Source organism: Corynebacterium fournieri, assembly GCF_030408775.1.
Classification (GTDB): domain Bacteria; phylum Actinomycetota; class Actinomycetes; order Mycobacteriales; family Mycobacteriaceae; genus Corynebacterium; species Corynebacterium fournieri.
On record NZ_CP047210.1, the window covers coordinates 218,359 to 233,471 of the forward strand.

The following is a 15,113-nucleotide window of genomic DNA, read 5'->3' on the forward strand; positions in this document are numbered from 1 at the left end:
AAGTCTACGCCAGGCCCTCGCGCGCCTTGTCGTGGATCCGGCGGGAGATCCATTCGTAGATCAACGCCTCCACCCGCGACACCTGTGCATTATCGGCGGCGCCGGCGTGCCCGCCTGCGGTGTTTTCGAAGTAGTCCACCGGCTGGCCCGCCTTCCACAGCGCAAGGGCGAAGGTGCGGGCGTGGGCGGGGTGGACCCGGTCGTCGCGCGTGGAGGTGGTCACCAGCGCTGGGGGATAGACCACCTCCTCGCGCGGGCGGATGTTGTGCAGCGGCGACCACCGCTCGATGGCGGCGCGCTCGTCGGGGTTGTCCGGGTCGCCGTACTCCGCCATCCAGGACGCGCCGGCGGAAAGCATGTGGTAGCGCAGCATGTCTGTCAGAGGCACCTGGATCACGGCGGCGCCGAAGCACTCCGGGTACTGCACCAGCGCGCCGGAGGTGAGCAGCCCGCCGTTGGAGCCGCCGCGGATGGCAATCTGCTCTGGCGTGGCGTAGCCCCGCTCGACGACGTCCTCCAGGACGGCCCGGTGGTCCTCCCAGACCTTGTGCCGGTTGGTCTTGACCGCCTGCGAGTGCCATTCGGGGCCGAATTCGCCGCCGCCGCGCAGGTTGGGCTGGACGTAGAAAAAGCCGCGCTCGAGCCACGCGATGCCGCGCACGTTGGAAAACGCCGGCGTGAGCGAGACCTCGAAGCCGCCGTAGCCGCCCACCAGCGTCGGCCGCGCGCCGCGGGAGAAGTCGCCGGTGATGAAGTAGGGCACGCGCGTGCCGTCGGCGGATTCCATCCAGTGCTGGCGCGTTTCCAACCCGGTGGTGTCGAAGTACGCTGGGGCGCGCCTGACTTCGGTGAGTTCGCCGGAGGCGTCGCCCACTAGCAGCGTGGTGGGGGTGGTAAACGAGGAAGCGGCGATCCAGAACTCGTCGCCGTCGAGCGGGCTCGTGGCCACCACGTGCGCGCTCGCGGCCTCCGGCAACGCCAGCTCGGTGCGCTGCCACGACCCCAGGCTGATGCGGAAGATGCGGGTGGCCACGTCCGCCAGGCAGGTCACCAGCACAGCTGTTTGCGTCAGCGCGATCGATTCCACCGTCGCGTCCTGTTCCAGCACGGTGAATTCGCGCTCGCCCTGCTGGAACGCGTCGAGTTCGATCACGCCCAGGGCGCCGGCGGGGACGCCGGCGAATGCGGTGCGCGGTTGGATGAACAACCACTCGCGGTGGCAGATGGCGTCGCAGTCGTCCGGCACGTCGATGAGCTCGCCGTCGACCCAGGTGCGGGAGGTGTAGAAGTCGAGCGCCCGCGTGACGACGGTCCTTCGGGCGCCCACCTCATACCCCGCGCCCACCGCCACGTCTTCGGGCTCGCCGGTGAAGATGACGGTTGCGTCGCCGCCGCGCGTGACGCGCACGACCTGCATGGGGTAGCCGGAATTGGTCAGGGTGCCGGGGCCGAAGTCCGTGCCGACCAAAATGGTGTCGCGGTCGACCCAGCTGACGTCGGTTTTGGCTTCGTCGAAGACGAAACCGACGTCGTCGGCGCTGAGGAAGCTGCGGGTGTCCAGATCGAACTCGCGCACCACGACCGCGTCCGCGCCGCCGCGCGACAGGCGGATCAGCGCCCGGTCCCAGGTCAGCGGAAGCAGCGACGAGCCTTTGAACACCCAGTCTTCGCCCTCGTCGGCAGCCAGGGCGTCGAGGTCGAGCAGCACCTCCCACTCAGTGCCGCCTCCTCCTGCTCCTTCACTTCGTTCACCGAGGAACGAGGTGAACGAAGTGAACGAGGTGAAGGAGCAGCGCCGCCACAACCCTCGCGGGTGCTCGGCGTCGCGCCAGAAGTTGTAGAGGTAGTCGCCGCGCCGGGTGACAAACGGGATGCGGTCGTCGGAATCGAGCGCGGCGAGGATGCGTTCGCGCAGGGCGTCGGTGTCGAGCCCGGCCTCCGTCGCGTTGGACCACTGTCGGGCCCATTCGAGGGCGGGGGTGCCCGTGAGGTCGTCGAGAAGCTGCGGCTCGATGTCGCGCATTTAGACCCCCAGGGCGGGCGCGATGGTGGTGGTCCAGGCGCGGTTCATGTCTTCGGTCCAGTACGGCCAGGAGTGGGTGCCCGCGTTGCGCAGCTCGAAGTGGGCGGGGATGCCCAGGCCGTCCAACTTGGCCTTCAGGTCGTGGGTGCAGGTGTTCACTGCGGCCTCGATGACGCCGCCTTCGACCTGCAGCACCGCGGAGCCGGCCTGCGCGGCGATCTGCGGGGCGCCGATGCCCATGAGGTAGCTGACCTGGTCCGGCCTGCCCGCAAGTCCCGTGCCGGAGGAGATGTACAGCTTGGTGCCGCGCAGTTTTTCAGCGCCCAGCAGTGCGTCGTTGTAGCGGTTGTACGGGCTGTTCATCGGACCCCACATCTTCTCCGGAGTGACCGTTTTGAAGTCGGGGGTGGCCGATGCGCGGTTGACCGTTACGCGGGCGAAGTTGTAGCCGTGCGGCGAGGATGTGGCCGCGCAGCCGGAAAACGCCGCCGCGGCCTGGTACATCCCTGGGTTGTGCTGCGGCAGCAGCAGGGCGGAGGTGGCGGACATGGACACGCCTGCCACGGCGCGGCGGCCGTTGGCGCCCACCACGCGCTCGATCGGGCCCGGCAGCTCCTTGGTTAGGAAGGTCTCCCACTTCTGCGGGCCGTTGATGTAGTCGGAGTGCACGTTCTCGTCTACCCAGTCGGTGTAGTAGGAAAACGCGCCGGCCTGCGGCACGACCACGTTGACCCGCTTGCCGGCGAAGAAGTCCTTGGCCGGGTACAGCTTCAGCCAGTCCTGGTTCTGCTCCGCGCCGCCGGCGCCGTTGAGCAGGTACAGGGTGGGCGCGTTTGGCACGCGGTTGCCCGCCTGGTCGGTCGCGGGGATGACGGCCACGGGGATGTCGCGGCGCATGGAAGGGGAAAAGACCTTGTAGGAGAGCACGTTTTTGTGGTCGACCTGGTTGACCCACTCCTGCACCTGGCCGGTGCGGGTGATCCGCGGCGGGTCGGCCGGGGCGTCCCACGGCTTGACCGTCCCCTCCGGGGCCGCTGTCTGGGCCGGCGCTGCGGGGGCGCCGGAGCATGCGAGGGAGATTGCGGTGAGGGCGGACAGCGCCGCCGCCTTGATCTTCTTCATCTGTGTATCCAGTCCTGGGGGAGGGGTTAAGCTGACAGGCACTATTGCGCCATTCTAAAGGACATTCGTTACTGTAGTGGCCAGCGTTACGCGTGTGGCGTGTTGCGTCACAGGCTTGTGCAACCCCGAAAGGATCCCAACATGAACCCCATCGAAACTATCCAGGTGCAGATCAACCAGGTGCTCGGCGAGCTCGTGCACGCAGGCTCTTCCATGTCCTCCACCATCGCCTACGGCCTGGGCATGTTCTAAGCGGCGACACCGCCAGCAACCACAAAGCGGCGCCTCCCGGAATGTCGGGAGGCGCCGCTTTAGCGTCGTCAAGCAGGGGGTGCTACTTGTCCAGGCCCAGCGCCTGCTTGAACACCTTGTCGTAGGACAGCTTGAGATCGTCGCGCCAGGTGCCCCAGCTGTGGGTGCCCACATTGCGCAGCTCAGCGTGGTTGACCTCGACGTCGTTGGCGCGCATCTTCACCATCAGGTCGTGGGTGCAGGCGTTCATCGCCGCCTCAATCACGCCGCCTTCAACCTGCAGCGTCAACGCGTTGGCGAATGCGCGCGAGGACGCGTCGCCCTCGTCCACGCCGAGCTTGACCAGGCGGTCCTTCAGGTAGCCCGCCGTGTCCATCTCGCCCGCCAGGCCAGTGCCGGTGGACAGGTACACCGCGGTGCCCTTCAGCTTCGCGGCGTTGACCAGCGCGTCGTTGTGCCGGTTGTAGTCGGAGCCGCGCTCGCCGAAGATGTGCTCCGGCGTCATCACGCCCGGTGCGCCACGGTCCACGGTCAGGTTCACAAACTCCCACGGCAGCGGGGTCGAGGTGGCCGCGCAACCAGAGAAGGAGCCGACGGCGTCGTAGAAGCCCGGGTTGTGCTCTGCAAGCAAAAGCACGGAGGTCGCCGCCATGGACAGGCCCGCCACCGCGCGGTGGTCCTGGTCGGCGTTCATGTACGGCTCAACCGTCTGCGGCAGCTCGTGCGCCAGGAAGGTCGACCACATCTGCTTGCCCTTGTAGAAGGTGTTCTTCACCGGCGGGGCAGCAGCCCAGTCCACGTAGTACGAGAATGCGCCCTCCTGCGGCACCACCACGTTCACGCCCGCGCGGCCGTAGGTGTCGAACATCTGGCGGAATGCCTGCGCAATCCAGTCGGAGTCCTGCTCGGAGCCGCCGGCGCCGTTGAGCAGGTAAACCGTCGGCGCGTTGTCCACCAGCTGGCCGTTTTCGTCGGTGGCGTGGAAGATAGCCACAGGGATGTCGCGGTCCATGGACGGGGAGTGGACGCTGATCGCCTCGTTCTTCCACACGTCCTTGTTCTGCTCCATGATGGAGACCCACCGCTGGTCGACGCCCTTGTAGGTCTTCGGCGCCTCCTGCAGCGGCTTGATGTCCGGGTGGCCCACCGGCTCCTCCGGCACAGAGGTCAGCTCGGAGCCCTGCACCTCAGGGTTTTCGCCGTCCACCGGGTCGCTGGCCAGCTTCCCCGGGTCCTCGTCCGCGAAGACCTCGTCGACCACGGTCATCTCCGTGGTGGTGGCAACTGCCGGGGCCTCGCTCGACGGCGTGGCATCAACCACCGACGGCTTCGGTGCCTCCTCGGTGGACGTCGGCGCGGCGATGGTGGAATCCACCACAGAGACGGCCGGGTCCAGCGTGGTCACCGGCTTGCTGGCGTCGCCGTCGGCCGCGAGGTGGTGCACGGCGGGGACGGAACCTGCAGCGACAAGGGCTGCGGCAGCGATCGCCACCGCGGAGCGTGTGAGTTTCACAGGGATTCGCTCGCTTTCAATCAAGGAAAGAAATAGGTGCTCCGCAACATTTTGCCAGACGGGCACGTACCATATGCATCGTGAGTAAAGAACATTTTGACGTTGTTGTCCTCGGCGCCGGCCCCGGTGGTTACGTCGCCGCCATCCGTGCAGCTCAGCTTGGTAAAAAAGTGGCTGTCATTGAAAAGCACTACTGGGGCGGTGTCTGCCTCAATGTGGGCTGCATCCCCTCCAAGTCCCTGATTAAGAACGCCGAAGTGGCGTCGATCTTCAACCACGATGCGAAGACGTTCGGCATCAAGGGTGACGTGGAGTTCGACTACACGGACGCCCACAAGCGTTCCCGCAAGGTCTCCGAGAAGATCGTTGGCGGTGTGCACTACCTGATGAAGAAGAACAAGATCCAGGAGATCAACGGCCTGGGCTCGTTCAAGGACGCCAACGCCATCGAGATCACCGACGGTGACGACAAGGGCATGACTGTCACCTTCGACGATTGCATCATCGCCACCGGCGCAGTTGTGCGCACCCTGCCGGGCATCGAGCTTTCGGAAAACGTCGTCTCCTACGAGGAGCAGATCCTCAACCCGGAGGCTCCGGAGAAGATGGTCATCGTCGGTGCCGGCGCCATCGGCATGGAGTTCGCTTACGTGCTGTCCAACTACGGCGTGGACGTCACCGTTATCGAGTACCAGGACCGCGTGCTGCCCAACGAGGACAAGGACGTGTCCAAGGAGATCGCCAAGGCGTACAAGAAGCTTGGCGTGAAGCTGCTCACCGGCCACGCCACCACCGAGGTGCGCGACAACGGCGACTCCGTCGAGGTCGACGTGAAGAAGAACGGCTCCGACGAAACCCAGACGCTGACCGCGGACCGCGTGATGATCTCCGTCGGCTTCGCCCCGCGCACCGAGGGCTACGGCCTGGAGAACACGGGCGTTGAGCTCACCGAGCGCGGCGCCATCGCCATCGACGAGCGCATGCGCACCAACGTCGAGCACATCTACGCCATCGGCGACGTCACCGCGAAGCTGCAGCTGGCGCACGTGGCCGAGGCCCAGGGCATCATCGCCGCCGAGACCATCGCCGACGCGGAGACCCTCGAGATCGAGGATTACATGATGACCCCGCGCGCGACGTTCTGTAACCCGCAGGTCGCCTCCATGGGCTACACCGAGGAGCAGGCGAAGGAGAAGTGGCCGGACCGCGATATCAAGGTCGCTACCTTCCCGTTCACCGCAAACGGCAAGGCAATGGGCCTGGCGGAGACCGCAGGCTTTGGCAAGCTCGTCGCCGATGCCGAGTTCGGCGAGATCCTCGGCTGCCACCTGGTCGGCGCGAACGTCTCCGAGCTCATGCCGGAGGTTGTCCTGGCGCAGCGCTTCGACCTGACCGCAGGCGAGATCGCGCGCTCCATCCACATCCACCCGACGCTGTCTGAGGTGCTCAAGGAGATCTCCCACGGCGTCGAGGGCCACATGATCAACCTCTAGGCTCTCGCTTTACGACGTACCAAAGGCGGGCCCGCTCACCGGAGCAGGCCCGCCTTTAGTGCGTCGTCAAGCAGGTGCTTATGCGCCCGCGACTGCTGCCGCGAGGGAGTCCAGGGACTTGGCCAGGAACTCGTCGTCGAACGTCTCGGTCATGGAAAGCAGGTTCTCTTCCAGCTCATCGCGCTGGTAGGTGAGGGTGACGTTGGTGTTGTCCGCGTCGATGGGCTCGAGCTCGTAGAGCCACTTCGCGCCGACCTTCACCTCAGCGGTGGTGTTTTCGACGTTCTTCCAGCCGATGACGCGGTCCTGCTGGATGGCGAAGACCTCGTTGACGGTCTGGTAGTCGCCGTCCTCCTTGGTCATGTTCATGGTGAAGGTGTCACCGACGTTCTTCAGGCGCTCGCCCTGGTCCGCGGAGACGACCATGCCGGAGTTGTCGGTCTCGGCGTGGCGCTGGGGGTTGGAAAGGATGTCGAAGATCTCGGCCGCGGGGGCGTCGATCTGGCGGGTTGCGGAGTTCTCAGTGTTCTTGTCGATAGCCATGGCAGCAAGCGTACCGATTTCTCCGCCATCCCGCGGCGCTGCGGGTTAGGGGAAACTAACCAACCAAAGATTGACACTGAAAAGGGTGAGGAATGTGGGATTGGGGGGTGAAGGGCCGTGTGGTGTCAAAGGTCACATTCGGTGCGGAGTGCATGTTGAATGGCTCAACTGACAGTTGAGACTGGTGTGATCCTGGCAATCCGGTGTGTGTGAGCGGGGGCTATCTCTTAGAGTGTTAGCGACACTGGAGGTGCCATGACTGTACAAAACGCAGACCGTGAAGCCATTCGTCACGGAAAAATTACTGAGAAGCCGCTGCGCGAGCGGCCGTCCTACCCCACGTGGGCTCTCAAGCTGACCATGGCCATCACTGGCCTTATCTTCGGCCTGTTCGTGTTGGGCCACATGGTTGGCAACCTGAAGATCTTTATGCCGCTGGACGCCGGCGGCGTCGCGCCGATTGATGACTACGGCGAGTTCCTGCGCACGATCGGCGAGCCGCTGTTTCCGCGCGAGGGATTCCTGTGGATTGTCCGCATTGTCCTGCTGGCCTGCTTGGTGCTGCACGTCTGGGGCGCATTCGCCCTGCGTGCCCGCTCCGCGCAGTCCCGCGGCCGCTTCAAGCGCACGAACCTGATGGGCGGCTGGCAGTCCACCGCCACGAAGTCGATGATCTGGACCGGCATCATCTTGCTGCTGTTCATCATCTTCCACCTGCTCGACCTCACCCTCGGCCAGGTCGTGGCGTCCAACGAGTTCGTGGAAGGCGCGGTGCGCAACAACCTACTCGCCACCTTCGCCCCGGGCCGCTGGTGGGTCACCCTGGTGTACGTGGTTGCCAACCTGGCGCTGCTGCTGCACCTGACGCACGGTGTTTACCTTGCGGTGTCCGACCTGGGTTGGCTGGGCAAGCGCGGCGAGGGCCTGATGGTCATCCTCGCCTACATCCTCCCGTTCATCGTTGTCGCAGGCAACGTTGTCATGCCGCTCGCCATCGCGTTCGGCTGGGTCCCGGATTTTTCCAGGTAACGGCTTTTTAGGAGAAAAACTATGACTACCTCTATTTCCGGTCTTTCCGGGGCGCAGGATTCCAACCGCGGCGAGCAGACCACCGCTGAGGCACAGGGCCAGCAGCGCACCGGCGGCTTCCGCCAGCCCGAGTCCGCTGCCGCAGGCGTGACCCCGGGCAACATCCTCGAGTCGAGCGAGCCGAACCGCGACGAAGTTCGCATGAAGGACATGTGGCAGCACCAGAAGGACCACATGAACCTGGTCTCGCCGCTGAACCGTCGCAAGTTCACCGTCCTCGTTGTGGGCACCGGCCTGTCCGGCGGCGCCGCTGCGGCCGCCCTCGGCGAGCTCGGCTACAACGTCAAGGCGTTTACCTACCACGACGCACCGCGCCGTGCGCACTCCATTGCTGCGCAGGGTGGCGTGAACTCCGCCCGTGGCAAGAAGGTCGACAACGACGGCGCGTACCGCCACACCAAGGACACCGTCAAGGGCGGCGACTACCGCTGCCGCGAGTCCGACTGCTGGCGCCTGGCCATCGAGTCCGTCCGCGTGATCGACCACATGAACGCCATCGGCGCTCCGTTCGCGCGCGAGTACGGCGGCACGCTGGCCACCCGCTCCTTCGGTGGCGTGCAGGTCTCCCGCACCTACTACACCCGCGGCCAAACAGGCCAGCAGCTGCAGCTGTCCACCGCGTCTGCGCTGCAGCGCCAGATCCACCTCGGCAACGTGGAGATCTTCACCCACCACGACCTGATGGATCTGATCATCACCGAAAAGGACGGCAAGAAGCACTGCTCCGGCATTGTCACCCGTAACCTGATCAACGGTGAGATCGCGCCGTTTACCGGCCACGCTGTCATCCTCGCTACCGGCGGGTACGGCAACGTGTACCACAAGACCACGCTGGCCAAGAACTCCAACTCCTCGGCCATGATGCGCGCCTACGAGCGCGGCGCCTACCTGGCGTCGCCGTGCTTCGTGCAGTTCCACCCGACCGGCCTGCCGGTCAACGCGAAGTGGCAGGCGAAGACGACGCTGATGTCCGAGTCGCTGCGTAACGACGGCCGCATCTGGACCCCGAAGGAAAAGGGCGACGACCGTGACCCGAACACCATCCCGGAGGAGGAGCGCGACTACTTCCTGGAGCGCCGCTACCCGGCCTTCGGCAACCTGGTGCCGCGCGACGTGGCCTCGCGCGCTATCTCCCAGCAGCTCAACGCCGGCTACGGCGTGGGCCCGCTGCACAACTCCGCGTACCTGGACTTCTCCGACGCGATCGAGCGCCTCGGCGAGGACACGATCCGCGAGCGCTACTCCAACCTCTTCGAAATGTACGAGGACTCCACCGGCGAGGACCCGTACAAGGCCCCGATGCGCATCGCCCCGACCGTCCACTTCACCATGGGCGGCCTGTGGACGGACTTCAACGAGATGACCTCCATCGACGGCCTGTTCGCCGCCGGCGAGTGCTCCTGGACCTACCACGGCGCGAACCGCCTGGGCGCGAACTCGCTGCTGTCCGCTTCGGTGGACGGCTGGTTCACCCTGCCGTTTACTGTGCCGAACTACCTGGCAGACCACCTCGGCGAGGAAGCCCTGCCGGAGGATTCCCGCGAGGCACAGGACGCGGTGGCTGAGGTCACCGAGCGCATCGAGCGCATCATGTCCATCCGCGGCCCGGAGCCGCACGGCCCGGAGCACTTCCACGAGCAGCTCGGCGACATCCTCTACGAGCACTGCGGCGTGTCCCGTACCGTGGAGGGCCTGGAGGAGGGCATCCGCAAGATCCGCGCCCTGCGCGAGGACTTCTGGACCAACATCTCCATTCCGGGTTCGCCGAACGACATGAACCAGACGCTCGAGGCCGCACTCCGTCTCGTCGACTACATCAACCTCGGCGAGCTGATGTGCATCGACGCACTGGACCGCGACGAGTCTTGCGGTGCGCACTACCGTATGGACCACCTCACCGATGACGGCGAGGCAGAGCGTGACGACGACAACTGGTGCTTCGTGTCGGCGTGGGAGCCGGCCGGCGAAGGCCAGTTCATCCGCCACGCAGAACCCCTGCACTTTGATTCGATCCCGCTGATGGCAAGGAACTACAAGTAATGAAACTGACACTTGAAATCTGGCGCCAGGCTGGTCCTGACACCGAGGGCAGCTTCGAGACCGTCCAGGTCGATGACGCTGTGGAGCAGATGTCCATCCTGGAGCTGCTCGACCACGTGAACGAGACCTACGTCGAGCAGGGCAAGGAGCCGTTCGTTTTCGCCTCCGACTGCCGCGAAGGCATCTGCGGCACCTGCGGCCTGCTGGTCAACGGCCGCCCGCACGGCGCCGGCCAGAACACCACTGCGTGCCTGCAGCGTCTGTTCAACTACAAGGACGGCGACACCCTGAAGATCGAGCCGTTCCGCTCCGGCGCGTTCCCGGTGATCAAGGACCTCGCTGTGGACCGTTCCGCTCTTGACCGCGTGATGCAGCAGGGCGGCTACGTCTCCGTCAACGCTGGTACCGCACCGGACGCCGACACGCTGGCCGTGAACCACCACGACGCGGAGACCGCGCTGGACTACGCCGCCTGCATCGGCTGCGGCGCATGTGTGGCTGCGTGCCCGAACGGTGCTGCACACCTGTTCACCGGCGCCAAGCTGAAGCACCTGAAGCTGCTGCCGCTGGGTAAGCAGGAGCGCTCCCGCCGCGCCCGCAACATGGTCGACGAGCTGGAGACCAACTTCGGCCACTGCTCGCTGTACGGTGAGTGTGCCGACGTGTGCCCGGCAGGCATTCCGCTGGATGCGGTCGGCGCGATCAACGCCGAGCGCGCTCGCGCCGCCTTCAAGGGCGGCGACGACTAGGCCTGTCGTATACTCGAACCAACGCAGCAGCTCACGCTGAATCCTCCACAACGCTGAAGAAGGAAACAAGAACAATGGGTTCCACCGCAGTTGCAGACATCCGCAACGAGTCCTACCCGGAGTACACCGGCCGCATCGATGACACCTACATCGATGGCTACGACCCGGTTTCTTTGGGTGCGCCGCACGCATCGCTGTCGCACACCCAGACCTGGATCGCCATGGGCCTGATTCTGTCCACCCTCTTCGGCATCGGCCTGGCCGTGTGGGGCGCCGGCGCGATGGCGTTCGGCTTCGGTTCCCAGACGCACGGTCTGGCGCAGCGCCTGCTCATCCTGGGTGTCGCTGAGGCAGTGATCACCGCTGTGCTGGGCGCGATCTTCATCGTCTCCGGCCGCAAGGAGTACAAGGCGTACCGCAAGCGCACCGGCCGCGTGAACTAAACCGGCAGCGCGCCGAAATGCCCTCTCCACCTGCGGAGGGGGCATTTTTCGTGCCCGTGTCGGAGCGCCTGCTTTAATCGAGGGCATGAGCGAGCAGCTTTCGATGATGCCCACCCCCAGCAACGAGGCCGAGCGCCGCCGCGTCCTGCGCCGCCACAAGGTCGCGGTGACGAGCTTGCTCGCGCTGATGGCCGTCATCTTCATCGCCTGTTCGTGGGCGCAGTCCCGGGGCAACACGGCCGGGTGGATCGGCTACCTCCGCGCGGCCGCAGAAGCCGGCATGGTCGGCGGCTTGGCGGACTGGTTCGCCGTCACGGCACTGTTTAAGTACCCGATGGGCATTCCCATTCCGCACACGGCGATCATCCCGAACAAGAAGGATCAGGTTGCCGGGGTGCTCAGCGACTTCGTCAGCGAGAACTTCCTCAACGCCCGCACGATCACGGATAAGGTCATGGCCGCGGGCATCCCGGAGCGCGTGGGGCGCTGGCTGGCGCAGCCGGACAACGCCGAGCGGGTCAGCGCGGAAGCGGGCAAGTTCACCGTGCGCATGGTCGAAGGCATCGACCCGGCGGAGGCGGAATCCTTCATCAACGCCCAGCTGATTAACCGTGTGGCGGAGCCGATCTGGGGACCTCCGCTGGGGCGCGCGCTCGAGGGCCTGATCAACGACGGCAAGGTCGAGCCCGTGGTGGACGACATCGTCGCCTGGGCGCGGCGCAAGGTCGACGGCATGGAAGACACTGTGGTCAGCATGATCGACGAGCGCATGCCGCGCTGGGCTCCCCGTTTTGCCAAGGAGCTGGTGGGCCAGCGCGTCTACGACGAGATGGTGGCGTTTATGGCCGACGTGGACACCAACCAGCACCACGAGGCGCGCCGCGCCATCCGCCGCCAGATCAACCAGTTCGCCCAGGACCTCCAATTCGACGGCGAGATGATCTCGCGGGTCGAATCGCTCAAGGCCGACGTGATGGGCTCGACGGCCGTCACGTCCGCCGCCGGCGGGATCTGGGAGCAGCTCTCGGCGTCGATTGTGGCCCAGGCGTCGGACGGGCAAAGCGGGTTGCGTCGTAAAGCAGCTGCGTCTGTGCGCGAGTGGGGACAAAAGCTTGTCGACGACCCTTCGGTGCGCGCCGACGCCGAACGGACCCTGGAAAAGGCCACGCACTTCGCGGCTGAAAACGGCGCGGACCAGATTGTGGGCATCATCGCCGAGACCATCGAGCGCTGGGACGGTGAGGAAGCCGCAGACAAGATCGAGCTCATGGTGGGCAAGGACCTGCAGTTCATCCGCCTGAACGGCACAATCGTCGGTGCGCTGGCGGGCCTAGCTATTTACACTGTGTCCCAGATCGTCTTTTACTAATGACAGGAGTGAGCAATGACTGAAAACACCGGCAACATCTTCGACGACCAGAACCCCACCGGCGACGACAATGAGGTGCGCAGCAACCTGCGCGAGGCGGGCGACGCGCTGCTGGCCGCCGGTTCCGCCATCGGCGCGGCGCTGAGCAAGGCCACCGGCGAGCTGTCGGACCGGTTCAAGATCGCCACCGAGGACGCGCGTCAGAACCTGAGCTCGGCTACTACCGAGGGCGAGGTCCGCGGCGCGGCGACCAGCTTCACGGACGAAGCGGAGAAGCTGTTTAACAGCCTGCGCGAGCGCGACCTGCAGTTCACCGACGAGATGAAGGCGAAGCTACGCAGCACGATCGAGGAAGCTCGCAGCGCGTTCAACGACCGCATGGAGGGCACGCAGACCGAGGGGATCGAGGGCACCGTCGACGACCTGCGTTCCCGCTTTGAAAACCTGGTGGAGCGCGTGCAGGAGCAGTTCGCGGGCGAGAAGTCCGGCGGCGATATCATCGACGGCGAAATTATCGACGAGCAGAAGTAGGAACCATGGATACCGCCACTGTCAGCCAAATCCATCAGATCATGATGATTCCGTCTTACGTGAGCATGGTGCTCATGCTCGTAGTCGGTGTCGCTGGCATTGGCGGGGCCGTCTTGGCGGGCACCACCCGCGCCGACGCGTTTGAGGCGGCCAACCGCCAGTCGAAGGGTGTCTGGGTGGGCATCCTGGTGCTGGTGGCGCTGGCGTGCCTGCTGCGCTTGCAGTTCATCGCCTGGTTCGGCGCGGTAGCGATCGGCATCTATTTCTTCGACGTTCGCCCGCAGATCCAGCGCATCCTGGGCGGCAGCTACGACTGGTAAGCGCACTAGCGCCCGCCAGCCGCCGCTGGCGGAAAAAGCCTAGGACTGCAGCTCCGGCTCCGACTGTTGCTGGGGCTGCTCCTGCGACTGCGGTTGGGGTTGCTGGCCTGGCTGGCCCTGCTGCATGTCCTGCAGCTCCTTGAAATTGACGTTGTCGCCCGACACGCTCACTCGGAGGCCACCGTCGACGACCGTGAAGTCGTCCACGTTCATTCCGCCCGTGGCCTCCTGCGCGACACCCTGGGACATGGCGGAGCTGATGGCGGAGGCGACCTCCTCCGGCAGCTCAAAGCCGAACAGTTCGGTGCTGCGGGCCTGGAGCTGCAGCTGGCCGTCCTGCATGGTCGGCTGCAGCTCGATGCCGGCCGCGCCCGAGGTGAACACGAGGGTGAACGTGCCGTCGTCCGGGTTGGAAGTCACGTCGGAGACGGTGATGAAGTTGCCCAGGAAGCTGTCGCCCATCTGCTGCTGGATCTGCTGGTTCAGCATCGCGCGCACGAAGTCGTTCGGCAGCTCAGTGGTCAGGCGCAGCGACTCCGCCACCGGCTCGCCGCCGTTGAGGCGCACATTGTCCATGTCCACCACAGACGCCGGGGTGCCGGTGATCTGGTCGCCGTTGATCTGCAGGTCGGACTGCTGGTCCACGGTCATGTGGGGGAACTTTCCGCTGAGCAGCCCGAACGTCACGGGGCTGGCGCCGAAGGACACGGAGGTGCCCTCCGGGGACTGGGAGGTGACCTGGTGGGCCACGAAAGCACGGATGCCTATCTCCGCCACGGCAAACAGCAGCAGCACCGCCGCGACGATGGAGAGGGCTACTTTCCACGCAGTACTCATGCGATTCATGCGGGCTAGTCTACGAAGCAGGAGCGACTGCCAGCCAATCCACAGTGACAGCGTTGTCCTGCAGGCGGCGCCGCTGGGGCGCGATGGGCCAGTCTTGGGCCAGCTCTTCTAGGGCGTGGCGCCACCGCACCCGCGGCCCGTGGGGCTCCCAGCCGCTTGCGCGGTCCCAGGCGGCGTCCGCGTCTGTGAGGAACGTGTGGATGGATTCGCCGGGGGCGTTGCGGTGAATCAGCGCCTTGGGCAGGCGCTCCGCCGCGTCGGAAGGCCGTGCGGTGTGGTGCGGGTCCCAGGACAAGGTGAGGGTTTGGGGGCCGGAGGCGTCGATAAGCAACCATGCGCACCGCCTACCCAGCTCGTCGCAGGTGCCCTCGATGAACACGCCGCCTGGGGCCAGCCGCTCGCTGACGGTGCGCCACACGTCCGGCACCTGGTCCACGTCGTACTGCCGCAGCACATTGAACGCGCGCACGATGTGGGGGCGGTAGCCGGCCAGCTCGAAGCCGCCGAGTTCGAAGCGCACCCCGTCGCGCGGCGGCAGCACGCGGGCGGGATCGATTTCTAAGCCCACCACCTCGATGTCGGGGCGGATCTGGCGCAGCCAGCCGGCCCACTCCACTGTGGTGGTGTGTGAGGCGCCGTAGCCCACGTCCACCGCCAACGGGTGCTGTGCGGCGCGCAAAAGAGACTGGACCCGCGGGTGAAAGCGGGTCCAGCGGTCTGACCTGCGCAGCCGGTTGACCCCCGTGGTGCCGCGGGTGATCACCCCGTAGGGCTTTCCCG

Annotated in this window: 14 protein-coding genes; 8 read left to right on the top strand and 6 right to left on the bottom strand. The window is 65.7% G+C overall.

Going from position 1 to position 15,113, the window contains the following annotated elements:
* Positions 1–4: 4 nt before the first annotated feature.
* The 3 genes from CFOUR_RS00955 to CFOUR_RS00965 all read right to left on the bottom strand — a co-directional run bounded on the left by CFOUR_RS00955 (position 5) and on the right by CFOUR_RS00965 (position 4,910).
* On the bottom strand, positions 5–2,023 hold the full coding sequence (locus CFOUR_RS00955; RefSeq protein ID WP_085956915.1) for a prolyl oligopeptidase family serine peptidase: 2,019 nt from the start codon (positions 2,021–2,023) through the stop codon (positions 5–7).
* The gene (locus CFOUR_RS00960) at positions 2,024–3,145 is read right to left on the bottom strand and encodes an alpha/beta hydrolase (RefSeq protein ID WP_290179654.1); all 1,122 of its coding nucleotides are present in this window, start codon (positions 3,143–3,145) and stop codon (positions 2,024–2,026) included. It abuts the gene before it with no gap.
* 334 nt (positions 3,146–3,479) lie between these two features.
* Positions 3,480–4,910 (bottom strand): alpha/beta hydrolase, encoded by a 1,431-nt coding sequence (locus tag CFOUR_RS00965; RefSeq protein WP_230471749.1) that lies wholly within the window; start codon positions 4,908–4,910, stop codon positions 3,480–3,482.
* Between the two features lie 80 nt (positions 4,911–4,990).
* Between CFOUR_RS00965 and lpdA the strand changes: the two genes are divergently transcribed.
* A complete protein-coding gene (gene lpdA / locus CFOUR_RS00970) occupies positions 4,991–6,403 on the top strand; it encodes a dihydrolipoyl dehydrogenase (RefSeq protein ID WP_085956913.1) in 1,413 nt (470 codons plus the stop codon).
* 78 nt (positions 6,404–6,481) lie between these two features.
* Here lpdA and CFOUR_RS00975 read toward each other — a convergent pair whose 3' ends face one another.
* Complete coding sequence (locus CFOUR_RS00975; protein ID WP_085956912.1) at positions 6,482–6,946, bottom strand: SRPBCC family protein; 465 nt, start codon at positions 6,944–6,946, stop codon at positions 6,482–6,484.
* A 255-nt stretch (positions 6,947–7,201) separates the two neighbouring features.
* Between CFOUR_RS00975 and CFOUR_RS00980 the strand changes: the two genes are divergently transcribed.
* From CFOUR_RS00980 to CFOUR_RS01010, 7 genes are all read left to right on the top strand, one after another.
* The gene (locus tag CFOUR_RS00980; RefSeq protein ID WP_085956911.1) at positions 7,202–7,975 is read left to right on the top strand and encodes a succinate dehydrogenase cytochrome b subunit; all 774 of its coding nucleotides are present in this window, start codon (positions 7,202–7,204) and stop codon (positions 7,973–7,975) included.
* A 21-nt stretch (positions 7,976–7,996) separates the two neighbouring features.
* Positions 7,997–10,075 (top strand): fumarate reductase/succinate dehydrogenase flavoprotein subunit, encoded by a 2,079-nt coding sequence (locus CFOUR_RS00985; RefSeq protein ID WP_101706349.1) that lies wholly within the window; start codon positions 7,997–7,999, stop codon positions 10,073–10,075.
* Positions 10,075–10,824, top strand: a complete 750-nt coding sequence (locus CFOUR_RS00990) for a succinate dehydrogenase/fumarate reductase iron-sulfur subunit (protein WP_085956910.1) — start codon at positions 10,075–10,077, stop codon at positions 10,822–10,824. The genes CFOUR_RS00985 and CFOUR_RS00990 overlap by 1 nt, the downstream gene beginning before the upstream one ends.
* Positions 10,825–10,898: 74 nt before the next feature.
* Entirely contained in the window at positions 10,899–11,267 is a 369-nt protein-coding gene (locus CFOUR_RS00995; RefSeq protein ID WP_085956909.1) for a hypothetical protein, read from the top strand.
* A gap of 85 nt (positions 11,268–11,352) precedes the next feature.
* Positions 11,353–12,636: a DUF445 domain-containing protein gene (locus tag CFOUR_RS01000; protein WP_085956908.1), complete on the top strand. Its 1,284-nt coding sequence runs from the start codon at positions 11,353–11,355 to the stop codon at positions 12,634–12,636.
* A gap of 15 nt (positions 12,637–12,651) precedes the next feature.
* On the top strand, positions 12,652–13,167 hold the full coding sequence (locus CFOUR_RS01005; protein WP_085956907.1) for a CGLAU_01105 family protein: 516 nt from the start codon (positions 12,652–12,654) through the stop codon (positions 13,165–13,167).
* A 44-nt stretch (positions 13,168–13,211) separates the two neighbouring features.
* The gene (locus CFOUR_RS01010; RefSeq protein ID WP_085958351.1) at positions 13,212–13,487 is read left to right on the top strand and encodes a DUF2516 family protein; all 276 of its coding nucleotides are present in this window, start codon (positions 13,212–13,214) and stop codon (positions 13,485–13,487) included.
* Between the two features lie 39 nt (positions 13,488–13,526).
* Here the strand turns inward: CFOUR_RS01010 and CFOUR_RS01015 are convergent, their stop codons facing one another.
* Both CFOUR_RS01015 and CFOUR_RS01020 read right to left on the bottom strand, forming a co-directional pair.
* Positions 13,527–14,333 (bottom strand): LmeA family phospholipid-binding protein, encoded by an 807-nt coding sequence (locus CFOUR_RS01015; protein ID WP_085956906.1) that lies wholly within the window; start codon positions 14,331–14,333, stop codon positions 13,527–13,529.
* Between the two features lie 10 nt (positions 14,334–14,343).
* A complete protein-coding gene (locus tag CFOUR_RS01020; RefSeq protein ID WP_290179663.1) occupies positions 14,344–15,096 on the bottom strand; it encodes a class I SAM-dependent methyltransferase in 753 nt (250 codons plus the stop codon).
* Between the last annotated feature and the right edge of the window lie 17 nt (positions 15,097–15,113).